This is a genomic window from Nocardioides sp. Z35_8, from assembly GCF_059621125.1.
In genome coordinates this window covers 952613-965826 of record NZ_JCAQIE010000001.1, presented here as the reverse complement: position 1 = coordinate 965826, position 13214 = coordinate 952613, and the positions used below count along the sequence as shown (strand labels likewise).

Here is a 13214-nt window from a genome sequence, read left to right as displayed (position 1 = left end):
GTCAAATACGCGCCTGGTTCTCGATCTGGATGGCGCCCATCGCGGTGAAGAGCTTCTTGATGAGGTAGTTCTCCTCGTTGTCGAGGGTCGCCCCTCCGAGGCTCGCGATGCCCATCGTGCGGCGCACCCGGCGGCCCTTCTCGTCGAGCTCCTGCCAGGCGTCACGGCGCGACGTCACCACGCGGTCGGCGATCATCTCCATCGCGGTGGTGAGGTCGAGGTGCTCCCACTCGGTCGCGAAGGGGCGGCGGTACTTCACCGTGGTCTCGCGCAGCTCGCTGGTCACCAGGTTCTTGCTGGCCGAGCCCTTCGGGCACAGCCGGCCGCGGTTGACCGGGCTGTCGGGGTCGCCCTCGATCTGCACGATCTGCTCGTCCTTGACGAAGATCTTCTGCCCGCAGCCGACCGCGCAGTAGGGGCACACGCTGCGCGCGACCCGGTCGGCGGTGGTGGTGCGGGGCTCGATCTCGTCGGTGGCCCGCGAGCGCACGGCCTTGCCGCGGCCGAGGAGGTCGCCGCTGACGAGCTGGCGGAGCACAGGCCACGGCAACTGGGAACGAGACTCACCCATGGCCCTCACCTCCCCGCAGTGTGCGCTGTGCCTCGACCCTACGGCGCCCGCCGGGGGCCGTCCACCACCCCGAGGGTGGTCAGCGCACGACCACCGCGCGCTCGCCCGCGGCCACGACCTCGCCCACCACCGGGTGCCCGGGAAGCTCGCCCACCACGAGGAGGCCGCCGGACGTCTGGGCGTCGGCGAGCAGCACCAGCTCGTCCTCGTCGACCGAGGCGTCGAGGTGGGGCCGCACCCAGTCGAGGTTGCGCCGGCTCCCGCCCGGGACGTACCCGTCGGCGAGCGAGGCGCGCGCCCCGTCGACGTAGGGCACGGCGGCCGCGTCGATGACGGCCGTGGTGCCGCTCGCGCGCATCATCTTCATCAGGTGGCCCAGCAGGCCGAAGCCGGTCACGTCGGTCGCCGCCCGCAGGCCGGCGTCGACGGCGGCCCGGCTGGCGTCGCGGTTGAGCTGCGTCATCACCGCGACGGCCTCCTCGAACCACTCGCCGGTCGACTTGTGCCGGTTGTTGAGCACGCCGAGGCCCAACGGCTTGGTCAGGGTCAGCGGCATGCCCGGCTGCGCCGCGTCGTTGCGCAGCAGCCGCTCGGGGTCGGCGAGACCGGTGACGGCGAGCCCGTACTTCGGCTCCGGGTCGTCGATGCTGTGCCCGCCGGCCAGGAACGCGCCCGCCTCGGTGCACGCGTCGTCACCGCCGCGCAGCACCTCCGCGGCCACGTCGAACGGGATCCGGTCGCGCGGCCAGCCGAGGAGGTTGACCGCGACCACGGGCGTGCCGCCCATCGCCCACACGTCGGACATCGCGTTGGTCGCGGCGATGCGGCCGAAGGCGTAGGGGTCGTCGACGACCGGGGTGAAGAAGTCGGCGGTCGCGATGATCGCGCGCCCGGTGCCGTCGGGAGCGGGGTCGATGCGCACGGCGGCCGCGTCGTCGCCGTGGTCGAGACCGACCAGCAGGTCGCCCGAGGCCCGGCCCCGGCCCAGCCCGCTGAGCACCCGCTCGAGCTCGCCGGGCGGGACCTTGCACGCACAGCCGCCGCCGGAGGCGTACTGGGTGAGGCGGATTGCCGGGTCGGACGTGCTCGCGCGCTGGGTCACCCGGCCAATCTAGGCACGGCCGGGTCAGGGCCGCGAGCACGTGCCCGGCGTGCGGACCGTGGGCGCGGCCGCGAGGACCGGACTAGGGTGGCGCGCGGAGGCGGTTCTCGTCTGGTGACGGACGCGGTCCTCAAAACCGTTGCGACCCAGCAGCTGGGTCGGGCGGGTTCGATTCCCGTCCGCCTCCGCCACACGTGAGCCGGGTCGTCGGACGAGGAGGGGCGGGTGCCGGATCCGCGGCGGGCCACGCCCCGCACCGACCAGGTGCTCGCCGACGAGCGCCTGGTCGCCGCCGCCGGGCGGCTGGGGCCCGGCCTGGTCAAGCAGGCGGTGGCCCGCGCGCAGGAGCAGTGCCGGGCGGGCGACGTCGCTCCCGAGGACGTCGCCGACGTCGCGGTGGCGTCGCTGCCCGAGTCGGCGTCGAGCCTGCGGCGGGTGCTCAACGCGACCGGGGTCGTCGTGCACACCAACCTCGGCCGCGCGCCGCTGTCGGAGGCGGCCGTCGAGGCGGTGCGCACCGCCGCCGGCGCCACCGACGTCGAGCTCGACCTCGCCACCGGTCGCCGCGGCCGCCGCGGACGCCGTGCGCTGGACGCCCTCGGCGCCGCCGTTCCCGACGCGGGCGGCGTGCACGTGGTCAACAACGGTGCGGCGGCCCTCGCCCTGGTCACCCGGGTGCTGGCGCGCGGCGACGACGGGCGCGACACCGTGGTGATCGCGCGCGGCGAGCTGGTCGAGATCGGCGACGGCTTCCGGATCCCCGAGCTGATGGAGTCGGTCGGAGCCCGGCTGCGCGAGGTCGGCACCACCAACCGCGTCCACCTGCGCGACTACACCTCGGCCGTGGACGACACGACCGCGTTCGTGCTCAAGGTGCACCCCTCCAACTTCGCGGTCACCGGGTTCGCCTCCTCGGTGCCGGCCCGCGAGCTCGCCGGGATCACCCACGCGGGACGCCGGGTCCCGCTCGTCGTCGACATCGGCTCGGGCCTGCTGGCGCACCACCCCCGGCTCCCCGACGAGCCCGACGCCGCCGGGGCGCTGCGCGCGGGCGCCGACCTCGTCACCGCGTCCGGCGACAAGCTCCTCGGCGGCCCGCAGGCCGGCCTGCTCCTCGGCGAGGCTGGCCTGGTCGAGCGGCTGCGGCGCGACCCGTTCGCCCGGGCCCTGCGCGTCGACAAGCTCACCCTGGCCGCGCTGGAGGCCACGCTCGCCGGTCCGCTGCCCCCCGTGCCGGCCGCCCTGGGCCGCTCGGCCGGCGACCTCCGGGCACGTGCGCAGGCGGTCGTCGCCGCCTGGCCCGCCGACGTGGTCGCCGCGCTCGATGCCGAGGTCGTCGACTCCGCCGGAGCCGTCGGCGGCGGCGGCGCGCCGGGCGTCGAGCTGCCGAGCGCGGCGATCTCGCTGCCCGAGCGCCTCGCGGCACCGCTGCGCGCCGGCGACCCGCCGGTGCTCGGCAGGACGGTGCGTGGCCGGCTGCTGCTCGACCTGCTCGCGCTCGACCCGGCCGACGACACCGCGCTCGCCGACGCCGTACGCCGCGTGGCGGGCGCGGACCGACCCTGATGCACGTCATCGCCACGGCTGGTCACGTCGACCACGGCAAGTCCACCCTGGTGCGCGCGCTCACCGGCACCGACCCCGACCGGCTCGCCGAGGAGCAGCGGCGCGGGCTCACCATCGAGCTCGGCTACGCGTGGACGGCGTGGCCCGGCGCGGGCGACGTCGCGTTCGTCGACGTCCCGGGGCACGAGCGGTTCCTCACCACCATGCTCGCCGGCGTCGGCCCGGTCCCGGCCGCGCTGCTGGTGGTGGCGGCCGACGACCCCTGGATGCCGCAGTCGGCCGAGCACCTCGCCGCCCTCGACGCCCTCGGCGTCGCCCACGGCGTCGTCGCGGTCACCCGCAGCGACCTGGCCGACCCCGCGCCGGCCATGGCCCGCGCCGCCGCGGAGGTCGGGCGCACCAGCCTGATCGGGGCGCCGGTCGTGGCGGTCAGCGGTCGCACCGGCAACGGCCTCGACGAGCTCCGTGCCGCGCTCGCGACGATGCTGGCGCGGCTGCCCGTCCCGGACCCGGCGGCCGACGTACGTCTCTGGGTGGACCGGCGGTTCACCGTGCGGGGCGCCGGCACCGTGGTCACCGGCACCCTGCCCGCCGGCACCGTGCGGGTGGGCGACACGCTGTCCCACGGCGAGCGCACGGTGCGAGTCCGCGGGGTGCAGGCCCTCGGCCGCGACGCCGAGGCGGTCAGCGGCACCGCCCGGGTGGCGCTCAACCTCACCGGCGACGTCGCCGGCATCGGGCGCGGGACCCCGCTGACCACCCCGGCGGCGTGGCACCACACCGAGGTGGTCGACGTACGGCTCCGGGGCGACGACCACGACGCGGGCCCGCCGCTCTCGCCGCAGCTGCACGTCGGGGCGGCCGACGTCGCCGTGCGCCACCGCCCGCTCGGCGACGCCGCCGACGGCATCGCCCGGCTGACGCTCGAGCGGCCGCTGCCGCTGCGCGTCGGCGACCGGATGGTGCTGCGCGACCCCGGACGCCGAGCGCTGTGGCGCGTGGACGTGCTCGACCCCGACCCGCCGCGGTTGCGCCGGCGCGGCGCATCGGCACGACGTGCGGCGCAGCTCGCCGGCGCCGACGGCACCCCGCGGCTCGCCGACGAGCTCGCCCGCCGCGGCCTGGCCCGCCGCGACCGGCTGCGGCGCATCGGCGTCGACCCCGCCGCCGGCGACCACCTCGAGGCCGGGCCGTGGCTGGTCAGCCGCGCGCTCGCCGCCACCCTCGCCCAACGGCTGCCCGGGCTCGTGGAGGAGCATGCCCGCGCCCATCCGCTCGACCCCGACGTGCCGCTCACCGTGCTGGCCGACCGACTCCGCCTGCCCGACCCGCAGCTCGTCGCCCCGCTCATACGCCCGCCGCTGCAGGTCGTCGGCGGGCGGGTCCGCTCCCCCGGGTCGGGACTCCCGGCGGCGGTGGCCGCGGCCGTCGACGTCGTACGCGGCGAGCTCGCGACCGAGCCCTTCGCCGCCCCGACGGCCGACCGGCTGCGCGAGCTCGGCCTCGACGACCGCGCCCTCGGTGCGGCCGAGCGCGCCGGCCTGTTGTGGCGGGTGGCACCGGGCCTGGTGCTGCTGCCCGGGGCCGACCGCGACGCGGCCGCCCGGCTCGCGCGGCTCGAGCAGCCCTTCACCACCAGCGCTGCGCGCCAGGAGCTGGGCACGTCGCGGCGGGTGGTGCTCCCGCTGCTCGACCGGCTCGACCGGTCCGGGCTGACCCGCAGGCTCGCCGACGACCGGCGCCAGGTCGCCGTCCCCGGGGTCGAGGGATGAACCCGTCGTGCCGTCTCGCCGGTGTTGCGCCGGTCACACCCGGTCGACGCTGACGATAGGTTGGTGGCCATGGAGCATCCCTTCGGCATCGACTTCGGCGGCACCGGCATCAAGGGCGCCCCGGTCGACCTCGAGGTCGGCGACTTCGCCCACGACCGGGTGCGCATCGACACCCCGCGGCCGGCCACCCCGCAGGCGGTCGCGGCGGTCTTCGGGCAGATCATCGACAACTTCGACGTCTCCACGCGGCCCGTGGGCGTGACGGTGCCGGGCATCGTGCGCCGCGGCGTGGTCCACTCGGCCGCCAACATCGACAAGTCGTGGATCGGCCAGGACGCCGACGCGATCTTCACCGAGGCCCTCGGTCGCGAGGTGCACGTGGTCAACGACGCCGACGCCGCCGGGCTCGCCGAGTCGGAGTACGGCGCCGCGAAGGGCCGAAGCGGGCTGGTCATGGTCATCACGCTCGGCACCGGCATCGGCTCGGCCATGATCTGGGACGGTCAGCTCGTGCCCAACTCCGAGCTCGGCCACCTCGAGCTCGGCGGGGCCGTGGCCGAGTCGACGACCGCCACCAGCGCCCGCGAGCGCGAAGGGCTGAGCTGGGAGGAGTGGGGGAAGCGGCTCACCGCCTACTTCCGCCACGTCGAGCGGCTCTTCTCCCCCGACCTCTTCGTGATCGGCGGCGGCGTGAGCAAGTCGTGGGACAAGTTCGGCCACCTCATCGAGGTCGACACCGAGATGGTCCCGGCCACGCTGCAGAACCGCGCCGGCATCGTGGGCGCCGCGCTGGTCGCACACCGCCTCGCCGGCGTCGAGGACTGAACCGGGCCCGAGCCGACCGCAGACGGCTCAGGGCTCGAGCGCCCGCTCGAAGGCCTCCGTCGCGCCGCGCAGGTAGCGCTCGACGACCGCCTTCTCCTCGTCGGTGAACCGGGAGTCGTGCTCGTCGAGGGCGCGGAACATCGGCATCAGGTGCCCGATCACCTCCGTGCGCCCGGAGTCGGTGATGTGCAGCTCGGTGCGCCTGCGGTCGCCCTCGTGGGGGCGACGCTCGACGTGCCCGCGGGAGACCAGCCGGTCGACGATGCCCGTGGCCGCGGCGGTCGACACCTCGAGCCGGCGCGCGACCTCCGCGGGCCCGATCTGCTCGCGGCTGAGGTGGTCGAGCGCGACCAGCTCCGACTCGCTGAACCCGGCACGCCGCGACACGACGTGGTTGACCCGGCTGCCGACCGCGATCAGGTCGCGCAGGGCCATGAGGGTCGCGGGACGCGCGCTCTCGTTGCCCCGGCCGATCCAGCGCGGCGTCGTGGGGGGTGCCTCCGCGTCCGTCACCGAGTGTCGACCTCCCCGTCGTGTCCGTTGGCTTGCCTCTCCATGATACTACCTATAACTTGATAAGTAACCTTCTTAGCAACCATCTTTCCTAGACTTCTCGCCTGACGTCCCGTCCACACCTTGGAGACCCTCGTGACCTCCCACCGCCCTCCTGCCCTCGCGCGGGCGATCACCGGGCCCAGGCTCGCCTGGCTGTTCGCCCTCGTCCCGATCCTGATGGCGCTGGCCGCGATCGCCTTCGTCCCCGAGGGCGAGCGCGACACCACCCCCGTCGACCAGCTCCCCGTCGGGGCCGACAGCACCTACGCCGTCGAGCTCGAGGACCAACTGCCCGACGACGAGGGCCAGGTGGCCATCGTGCTGTGGACCGCGGAGTCCGGCGAGCTCGACCGCGCCACGCAGGGCGAGCTGACCAAGCAGGCGGTGGCGCTGCTGTCGGAGGCCGGCGGTGGTGAGGACGCCCAGGGCGCGCCCGACGGTGCCCAGGGTGGCGGCCAGGACGGTGCTCAAGGCGGCGGCCAGGGCGGTCCCGACGGGACCCAGGGCGGCACCGGCGGCGGACCGCCCGGCGGCGAGGGCGAGCAGTCGCCCGTCGTGGTCGCCGAGGACGGCACCGCGGCGCTCCTCGCCCTGCCCGTGTCCGCGAGCTCCGCCACCGACAACATCGACAGCGTCGAGGAGCTGCGCGAGCAGCTGCGCGCGGACGCCCCAGACGGCGTCGAGGTCCAGGTCACCGGCCCCGCGGGCATCCAGGCCGACATCGGTCAGGTCTTCGACGGCGCCGACATCCGGCTCCTGGCCGCGACGGCGGGCGTCGTCGCGATCCTGCTGATCATCACCTACCGCAGCCCCGTGCTCTGGGTGATCCCGCTGACCGTGGTCGGCGTCGCCGACCGCTTCGCCGCGATCGCGTCCACCAACGTGCTCGAGGTGGCGGGCTTCGCGTGGGACGAGTCCACGGTCGGCATCCTCAGCGTTCTCGTCTTCGGAGCCGGCACCGACTACGCCCTGCTGCTGATATCTCGCTACCGCGACGAGCTCAAGACCACCGACTCACGCCACCTGGCGATGGCGCGCGCGCTCAGCCGGACGTTCGAGGCCGTGCTCTCGAGCGCCACCACGGTCGTGCTCGGCCTGCTGACGCTGCTGCTGTCGGCCGTCCCCACCACCCGCGGCCTCGGCCTCGCGTGTGCGGTCGGCGTCCTGATCGCGGCGACGTTCGCCTTGGTGGTGCTGCCGGCGGCGCTGGTGCTGTTCGGCCGGTGGGTGTTCTGGCCGCGCGTCCCGCACGTGGGCGACGAGGTGCTGGTCGACTCCCGCGGCTTCTGGTTCCGCGTGGGCCGGGCCGTCTCGCGGCGCCCGCGCACCTTCGTCGTCGCCACCATCGCGGGCCTCGCGGTGCTGGCCACCGGCACGGCGTCCATCACCACGGGTCTCGACCCGGCCGACCAGTTCCTGCAGCGACCCGAGGCGATCTCGGCCGCCGAGCGGCTCGGCGAGTCGTTCCCGGCGGGCACGAGCGACCCGGTCCAGGTCATCACCCGCGACGAGCCCGACAAGGTGCTCGCGGCCGTCGAGGAGGTCGACGGTGTCGACTCCGCGCGCATCACCAACGACGCCGACGGGATCGCCCGCATCGACGCCGTCCCCGACGCCGCACCGGGCAGCGACGACACCCGCGACATCGTGCTCACGCTGCGCGACACGGTGGCCGACTTCGACGACACCTACGTGGGCGGCGGCGACGCCGAGGCCATCGACGCCAGCGACTACGCCGCGAGCGACCGGCTGCTCATCCTGCCGCTGATCCTGCTGCTGGTGCTGGGCGCGCTGCTCCTGCTGCTGCGCTCGATCGTGGCCCCGCTGCTGCTCGTCGCCACCGTCGTCGCGACCTACGCGGCCAGCATGGGCGCCTCGTGGTGGCTCTTCCGGACGGTGTTCGACTTCGACGCGATGGACACCGGGGTGCCACTCCTGGCGTTCCTGTTCCTCGTCGCGCTGGGCGTCGACTACAACATCTTCCTCGTCACCCGGGCCCGGGAGGAGGCGCGCGAGCACGGCACCCGCACCGGGATGCTGCGCGCGCTGACGGCCACCGGCGGCGTGATCACCAGCGCGGGCATCCTGCTCGCCGCGGTCTTCGCGGTGCTCGGCGTGCTGCCGCTGGTCGTGCTCGCCCAGCTCGGCGCGATCATCTGCGTCGGCGTGCTGCTCGACACCCTGGTCGTCCGCACCGTGCTGGTGCCCGCCCTCGCCCTCACCCTGGGCGACAAGTTCTGGTGGCCCCGCAAGGTGACCGCCTGACCGGGCGCTCTTCCGGCTCGCTCCGTGTCGGAGTCCCCGCTCGAGCGGATCGTCGGAGTCCCCGCTCGAGCGGGGACTCCGACACCTGGAGGCCGTTGCGACCCCCACGAAGTGTCGGACTCCCCCACCAAGAGGGCGGTTATGTCACGCGCCGCACCACGCGCCCGCGCCCGGCCCCCCGCGCCCGGCCCCCCGCGCCCGGCGCCCCCGCCCGGCGCGTACGACGCCGCAGCGTACGCCGCCCGGGCTCAGGCCTCGCGGCCGCTGATCGCCGAGGCGACGCGCTTGGTGACGTCGGGGTGGAAGACGCTCGGGATGATGAACGCCGCGTGCAGCTCCTCGGCGCTGACGGTGTCGGCGATGGCCTGGGCCGCGCGGAGCAGCATGTCGGTGGTGACCTCGTCGGCGCCGGCGTCGAGGAGGCCGCGGAAGACGCCGGGGAAGGCCAGCACGTTGTTGATCTGGTTGGGGTAGTCGGAGCGGCCGGACGCCACGACGGCGGCGTAGCGGTCGGCCTCGGCCGGGTCGACCTCCGGGTCGGGGTTGGCCAGCGCGAAGACCACCGGCTTGGGCGCCATCGTCGGGATCCACTCCGGGTCGAGGATGCCCGGGGCGGAGACGCCGATGAAGACGTCGGCGTCGACGAGGACCTCGCGCAGCGACCCGCGGGCGCGACGGGGGTTGGTCGCCGCGGCCAGCTCGGCGTGGGACGCGGACAGCGACTCGTCGCCGGCGGCGAGCGCACCCGCGCGGTCGACCACGACCACGTCGCGCGCGCCGGCGGCGAGCAGCAGGGTCACGATGGCGGTGCCTGCGGCCCCGCCGCCGGACACCACGATCCGCACGTCGGCGAGCTCCTTGTCCACGCAGCGCAGCGCGTTGGTCAGCGCGGCGAGGACGACGATCGCGGTGCCGTGCTGGTCGTCGTGGAACACCGGGATGTCGAGCGACTCCCGCAGCCGGGCCTCGATCTCGAAGCAGCGCGGCGCCGCGATGTCCTCGAGGTTGATGCCGCCGAAGCCGGGGGCGATCATCTCGACGGCCCGCACGATCTCGTCGGTGTCCTGGCTGGCCAGGCAGATCGGCCAGGCGTCGATGTCGGCGAAGCGCTTGAACAGCGCGGCCTTGCCCTCCATCACCGGCATCGCCGCACCGGGGCCGATGTTGCCGAGGCCGAGGACGGCGGAGCCGTCGGTGACCACCGCGACCGAGTTGCCCTTGATGGTCAGCTTGCGGACGTCCTCGGGGTTGTCGTGGATCGCCATCGACACCCGCCCCACTCCGGGCGTGTAGGCCATCGAGAGGTCGTCGCGGGTGCGCAGCGGCACCTTGGACTCGACGGAGATCTTGCCGCCGAGGTGCAGCAGGAAGGTGCGGTCGCTGACCTTGTGGACCCGCACGCCCTCCACCTCGGCCACCGCGGCGACGACCTCCTGGGAGTGCGTCGCGTCGGAGGCCGAGCAGGTCACGTCGACGGTGAGGCGGTCGTGGCGCGACTCCGCGACGTCGATCGCGGTGACCACCCCGCCGTTGCGGGCGATCGTGGTGGCGACGGAGCCGACGACACTGTGGTCGGCTGCGGTGTACAACCGCATGGTGATCGAGTACGACGACGCGGTTGCTGCCATGCCCAGACCCTCCCGCCCCGGCGGGGTTACCGGCAAGTCGGCGGCGTCCTGGGCTCGCCACGTGGACACCCGCGCGGTCCCGGGGGGTTTGGCCGCTCAGGCGCCGGGGAGGCCCTATAGTCGCCGCGACGGCGCGGGAGACCGGGGGGTGCGCATGGCCGAGGGGGCCACGGGTGTCGATGGTGCCGACCGGGCCATCGCGAGCCGGCTCGGGTTCGTGTCGCGACCCGTCCGCGGGCTGGTCAACGCGCCGCACCTGCTGGTCCTGGTCGTCCTCGGGATCTGGGTGGCCTGCTCGCTGGTCTACGCCCTGCTCGAGGGCAAGGGGCCGATCGAGGGTCTCTGGTGGGGCGTCGTGACCGGCTCGACCGTCGGCTACGGCGACTTCTATCCCGCGTCCACCGCCGGGCGTGCCGTCGGGGCGGTCCTCATCGTCTCGATGCTCGTCCTGGTGCCCATCGCCATCGGCCACGTGATCGCCAACCTCGTCTTCGACAAGGAGTCGCTCGCCGTGGCGACGGTGCTCGAGGACGTCCACGAGCGGATCGACCGGCTCGAGCACCTCACCCTCGCCTCGCTCGAGGCGCAGCACGGCCGCGAGTGGCTCGAGCAGCGGCTCGCCGAGCACGAGGCCGCCGACGCGGCCACCACCGACGTCGCCGAGCAGATGCTTGCGATGTTCACCGACAAGAACGACGTCCAGGACCCGCCCGGAGGCCTCCGATGACCACGCCCGCGCGCCGCATGCGCTCGACCAGCATCTCGCTCGGCATCACCGCGCTGATGGCGAGCACGCTGACCGGGTGCTCCTCGAGCGCCGACTACGCCGCGGTGTGCGTCGACCCCGACACCAAGGAGCGCGTCGCCGACGACCAGTGCGACGACGACTCCGACTACAACGGCGGCGGCTCCGGCTTCTTCTGGTACTACCTCGGCGCCAGCTCGCGGATCCCGGCGGTCGGCCAGACGACGACGGGCGGCACCTTCAGCGGCAGCTCGCTCAACGGCACGGTGCAGCGCGGCGGCCTGCCGACCACCGGCGGCTCCAGCGTCAAGTCCGCCACCACCAAGGGCGGCTTCGGCGGCAGCTCCCGCGGCTTCGGCTGAGCCGAGCCCCCACCACCCACCCACCATCCACCGCCCCGACAGCCCGACAGCCCCGCTCCCAGGAGACACCCGTGACCGACCTGATCGACGCCCTGCTCCACGCCGTCGCGTACGCCCTCGTGGGCGGCGCGATGCTCGTCGCGGCCTACTACGTCCTCGACCTGGCGACCCCGGGCCACCTCGGGACCCACCTGCGCGGGGTCGACGAGAACGGCAACGAGTCGGTGCACGCCCACTCCAAGGGCGCCGGCCTGGTCACCTCCGCGTGGCTGGTGTCCAACGCGGCGGTGCTGTTCACCGCGATCTGGACCAACGGGGAGACCTCGCTCGGTTGGGCCCTGGCCTGGACCGTGTGCTTCGGGGTGGTCGGCATCGCCCTCAACACGCTGATGTTCTTCGCCGTCGAGGCGATCACGCCGGGCGACCTGCGCTCCATCGTCACCGCCCCGGGGCCGGTCCGCCCGCTGGCCCACGTCGCCGCCGCCGTCGCCCTCTCCGTCGGCGCCATCGTGTGCGCCAGCATCGCCTGAGCGGCGGGGCACGCACCGATGTGGCGACACCGGTCGCGGGCGCGTGAGGGCTGGCGCGACACCGTCGTGGAGCAGGGCCTGGTCTTCCCGACCACGAAGATGCCCGACGGCTCCGAGCTTCCCTACTGGAACGAGGACGCCTGGTACGAGGTGACGATGGAGGAGGTGGAGGCCCTCGAGGCGGCCACCGAGGAGCTGTGGGCGATGTGCCTGCAGGCCGTCACCCACATGGCCACGACGATGACCGACGAGCGGCTCGGCCTGCCGCCCGGCTCGCTGGGCGTCGTACGCCGCTCGATCGAGGCCGGCGACCCCGCCCTCTACGCCCGCTTCGACCTGGCCTACGGCGCGGACGGCTCGATCAAGATGCTCGAGATCAACGGCGACACCCCGACCGGCCTCGTCGAGACCGGGATCATCCAGTGGAACTGGATGGAGGACGTGATGCCGGAGATGGACCAGTGGAACTCCGTCCACGACCGCCTCGTCGCCGGCTGGCGCACCCTGCGGCGCTCGGGACACTTCGACGGCGACCGGATGCACTTCCTCTACGACCTCGGCGAGGAGGACTCCTACGACGGCGGCGAGATGGAGATGACGGTCCACTACCTGATGGACACCGCCGTCCAGGCCGGCTGGATGACGATGGCGCACCCGATGGCCGAGGTCGGCTGGAACCCCGAGACCCGCGACTACCGCGACGTGCACGACGAGCCGCTGCGCAACGCCTTCAAGCTCTACGCCTGGGAGGAGATGCTGGCCGAGCCGTTCGGCCGCCACGTCGTCGAGCAGGCCGAGGCGCGGCCCACGCGATGGATCGAGCCGGCCTGGAAGGTGCTGCTCAGCACCAAGGCGCTGCTGCCGGTGCTCTGGGAGCTGTTCCCCCGCCACCGGCTGCTGCTGCCGGCCTACTTCGACGAGCCGCGCGACCTCCAGCGTTGGGTCGCCAAGCCGCTGCACGGGCGCGAGGGCGACAACATCCGCGTCCACCTCGACGACATGCTGGAGGACGTCGTGATGCCCGGCGGCTACGGCGCCGAGGGCTGGGTCTACCAGGCCTACACCGAGCTGCCGAGCTTCGAGGGCAACCGCGTGGTGCTCGGGTCGTGGATCGTCGACGGCGAGGCCGCGGGGATGCTCGTGCGGGAGTCGGACGACCTGGTCACCGACTACTACTCCCGCGTGGCGCCCCACGTGATCAGCGACGGCCTCGCGCCGTCGGAGGAGCAGGTGGCGCAGTGGCTGGCCGAGCGCGTCGGGCCGGACGCGCCCACGCCGGCCTGAGCCGCCGGG

General features: G+C 74.2%; 12 protein-coding genes and 1 tRNA gene. 9 read left to right on the top strand and 4 right to left on the bottom strand.

Features of this window, described 5'->3' with window-relative positions; genetic code table 11:
* Window position 1 precedes the first annotated feature (1 nt).
* Both AC54T2_RS04640 and selD read right to left on the bottom strand, forming a co-directional pair.
* Window positions 2-571, bottom strand: coding sequence for a hypothetical protein (locus AC54T2_RS04640; RefSeq protein WP_496665646.1), 570 nt, complete (start codon window positions 569-571; stop codon window positions 2-4).
* A 79-nt stretch (window positions 572-650) separates the two neighbouring features.
* Window positions 651-1673 (bottom strand): selenide, water dikinase SelD, encoded by a 1023-nt coding sequence (selD, locus tag AC54T2_RS04635; RefSeq protein WP_496665645.1) that lies wholly within the window; start codon window positions 1671-1673, stop codon window positions 651-653.
* A 96-nt stretch (window positions 1674-1769) separates the two neighbouring features.
* On the opposite strand from selD, the gene AC54T2_RS04630 reads away from it, so the two are divergent.
* The 4 genes from AC54T2_RS04630 (at window position 1770) to ppgK (ending at window position 5836) form a co-directional block, all read left to right on the top strand.
* Window positions 1770-1864 (top strand) — tRNA-Sec (locus AC54T2_RS04630).
* A gap of 34 nt (window positions 1865-1898) precedes the next feature.
* On the top strand, window positions 1899-3239 hold the full coding sequence (gene selA, locus AC54T2_RS04625) for an L-seryl-tRNA(Sec) selenium transferase (RefSeq protein ID WP_496665644.1): 1341 nt from the start codon (window positions 1899-1901) through the stop codon (window positions 3237-3239).
* The gene (gene selB / locus AC54T2_RS04620) at window positions 3239-5011 is read left to right on the top strand and encodes a selenocysteine-specific translation elongation factor (RefSeq protein ID WP_496665643.1); all 1773 of its coding nucleotides are present in this window, start codon (window positions 3239-3241) and stop codon (window positions 5009-5011) included. The genes selA and selB overlap by 1 nt, the downstream gene beginning before the upstream one ends.
* A gap of 69 nt (window positions 5012-5080) precedes the next feature.
* Window positions 5081-5836 carry a polyphosphate--glucose phosphotransferase gene (ppgK, locus tag AC54T2_RS04615; RefSeq protein ID WP_186339730.1) on the top strand — a complete coding sequence of 252 codons (756 nt, stop codon included), beginning with the start codon at window positions 5081-5083 and terminating at the stop codon, window positions 5834-5836.
* 27 nt (window positions 5837-5863) lie between these two features.
* Here ppgK and AC54T2_RS04610 read toward each other — a convergent pair whose 3' ends face one another.
* On the bottom strand, window positions 5864-6349 hold the full coding sequence (locus tag AC54T2_RS04610; protein ID WP_241005272.1) for a MarR family winged helix-turn-helix transcriptional regulator: 486 nt from the start codon (window positions 6347-6349) through the stop codon (window positions 5864-5866).
* A 135-nt stretch (window positions 6350-6484) separates the two neighbouring features.
* On the opposite strand from AC54T2_RS04610, the gene AC54T2_RS04605 reads away from it, so the two are divergent.
* Window positions 6485-8656: an MMPL family transporter gene (locus AC54T2_RS04605; RefSeq protein WP_496665642.1), complete on the top strand. Its 2172-nt coding sequence runs from the start codon at window positions 6485-6487 to the stop codon at window positions 8654-8656.
* Window positions 8657-8904: 248 nt separating this feature from the next.
* Here AC54T2_RS04605 and AC54T2_RS04600 read toward each other — a convergent pair whose 3' ends face one another.
* Window positions 8905-10284, bottom strand: coding sequence for an NAD-dependent malic enzyme (locus AC54T2_RS04600; protein ID WP_186339729.1), 1380 nt, complete (start codon window positions 10282-10284; stop codon window positions 8905-8907).
* 154 nt (window positions 10285-10438) lie between these two features.
* Here AC54T2_RS04600 and AC54T2_RS04595 point away from each other — a divergent pair, with 154 nt between their 5' ends.
* The 4 genes from AC54T2_RS04595 to AC54T2_RS04580 all read left to right on the top strand — a co-directional run bounded on the left by AC54T2_RS04595 (window position 10439) and on the right by AC54T2_RS04580 (window position 13205).
* Window positions 10439-11011 carry a potassium channel family protein gene (locus AC54T2_RS04595; RefSeq protein ID WP_496665641.1) on the top strand — a complete coding sequence of 191 codons (573 nt, stop codon included), beginning with the start codon at window positions 10439-10441 and terminating at the stop codon, window positions 11009-11011.
* Window positions 11008-11391 carry a hypothetical protein gene (locus AC54T2_RS04590; RefSeq protein ID WP_186339728.1) on the top strand — a complete coding sequence of 128 codons (384 nt, stop codon included), beginning with the start codon at window positions 11008-11010 and terminating at the stop codon, window positions 11389-11391. Before AC54T2_RS04595 ends, AC54T2_RS04590 begins: the two co-directional genes overlap by 4 nt.
* A 71-nt stretch (window positions 11392-11462) precedes the next feature.
* Window positions 11463-11921, top strand: coding sequence for a DUF350 domain-containing protein (locus tag AC54T2_RS04585; protein WP_186339727.1), 459 nt, complete (start codon window positions 11463-11465; stop codon window positions 11919-11921).
* Between the two features lie 18 nt (window positions 11922-11939).
* Window positions 11940-13205, top strand: a complete 1266-nt coding sequence (locus AC54T2_RS04580; RefSeq protein ID WP_186339726.1) for a glutathionylspermidine synthase family protein — start codon at window positions 11940-11942, stop codon at window positions 13203-13205.
* The last annotated feature ends 9 nt before the right edge of the window (window positions 13206-13214 follow it).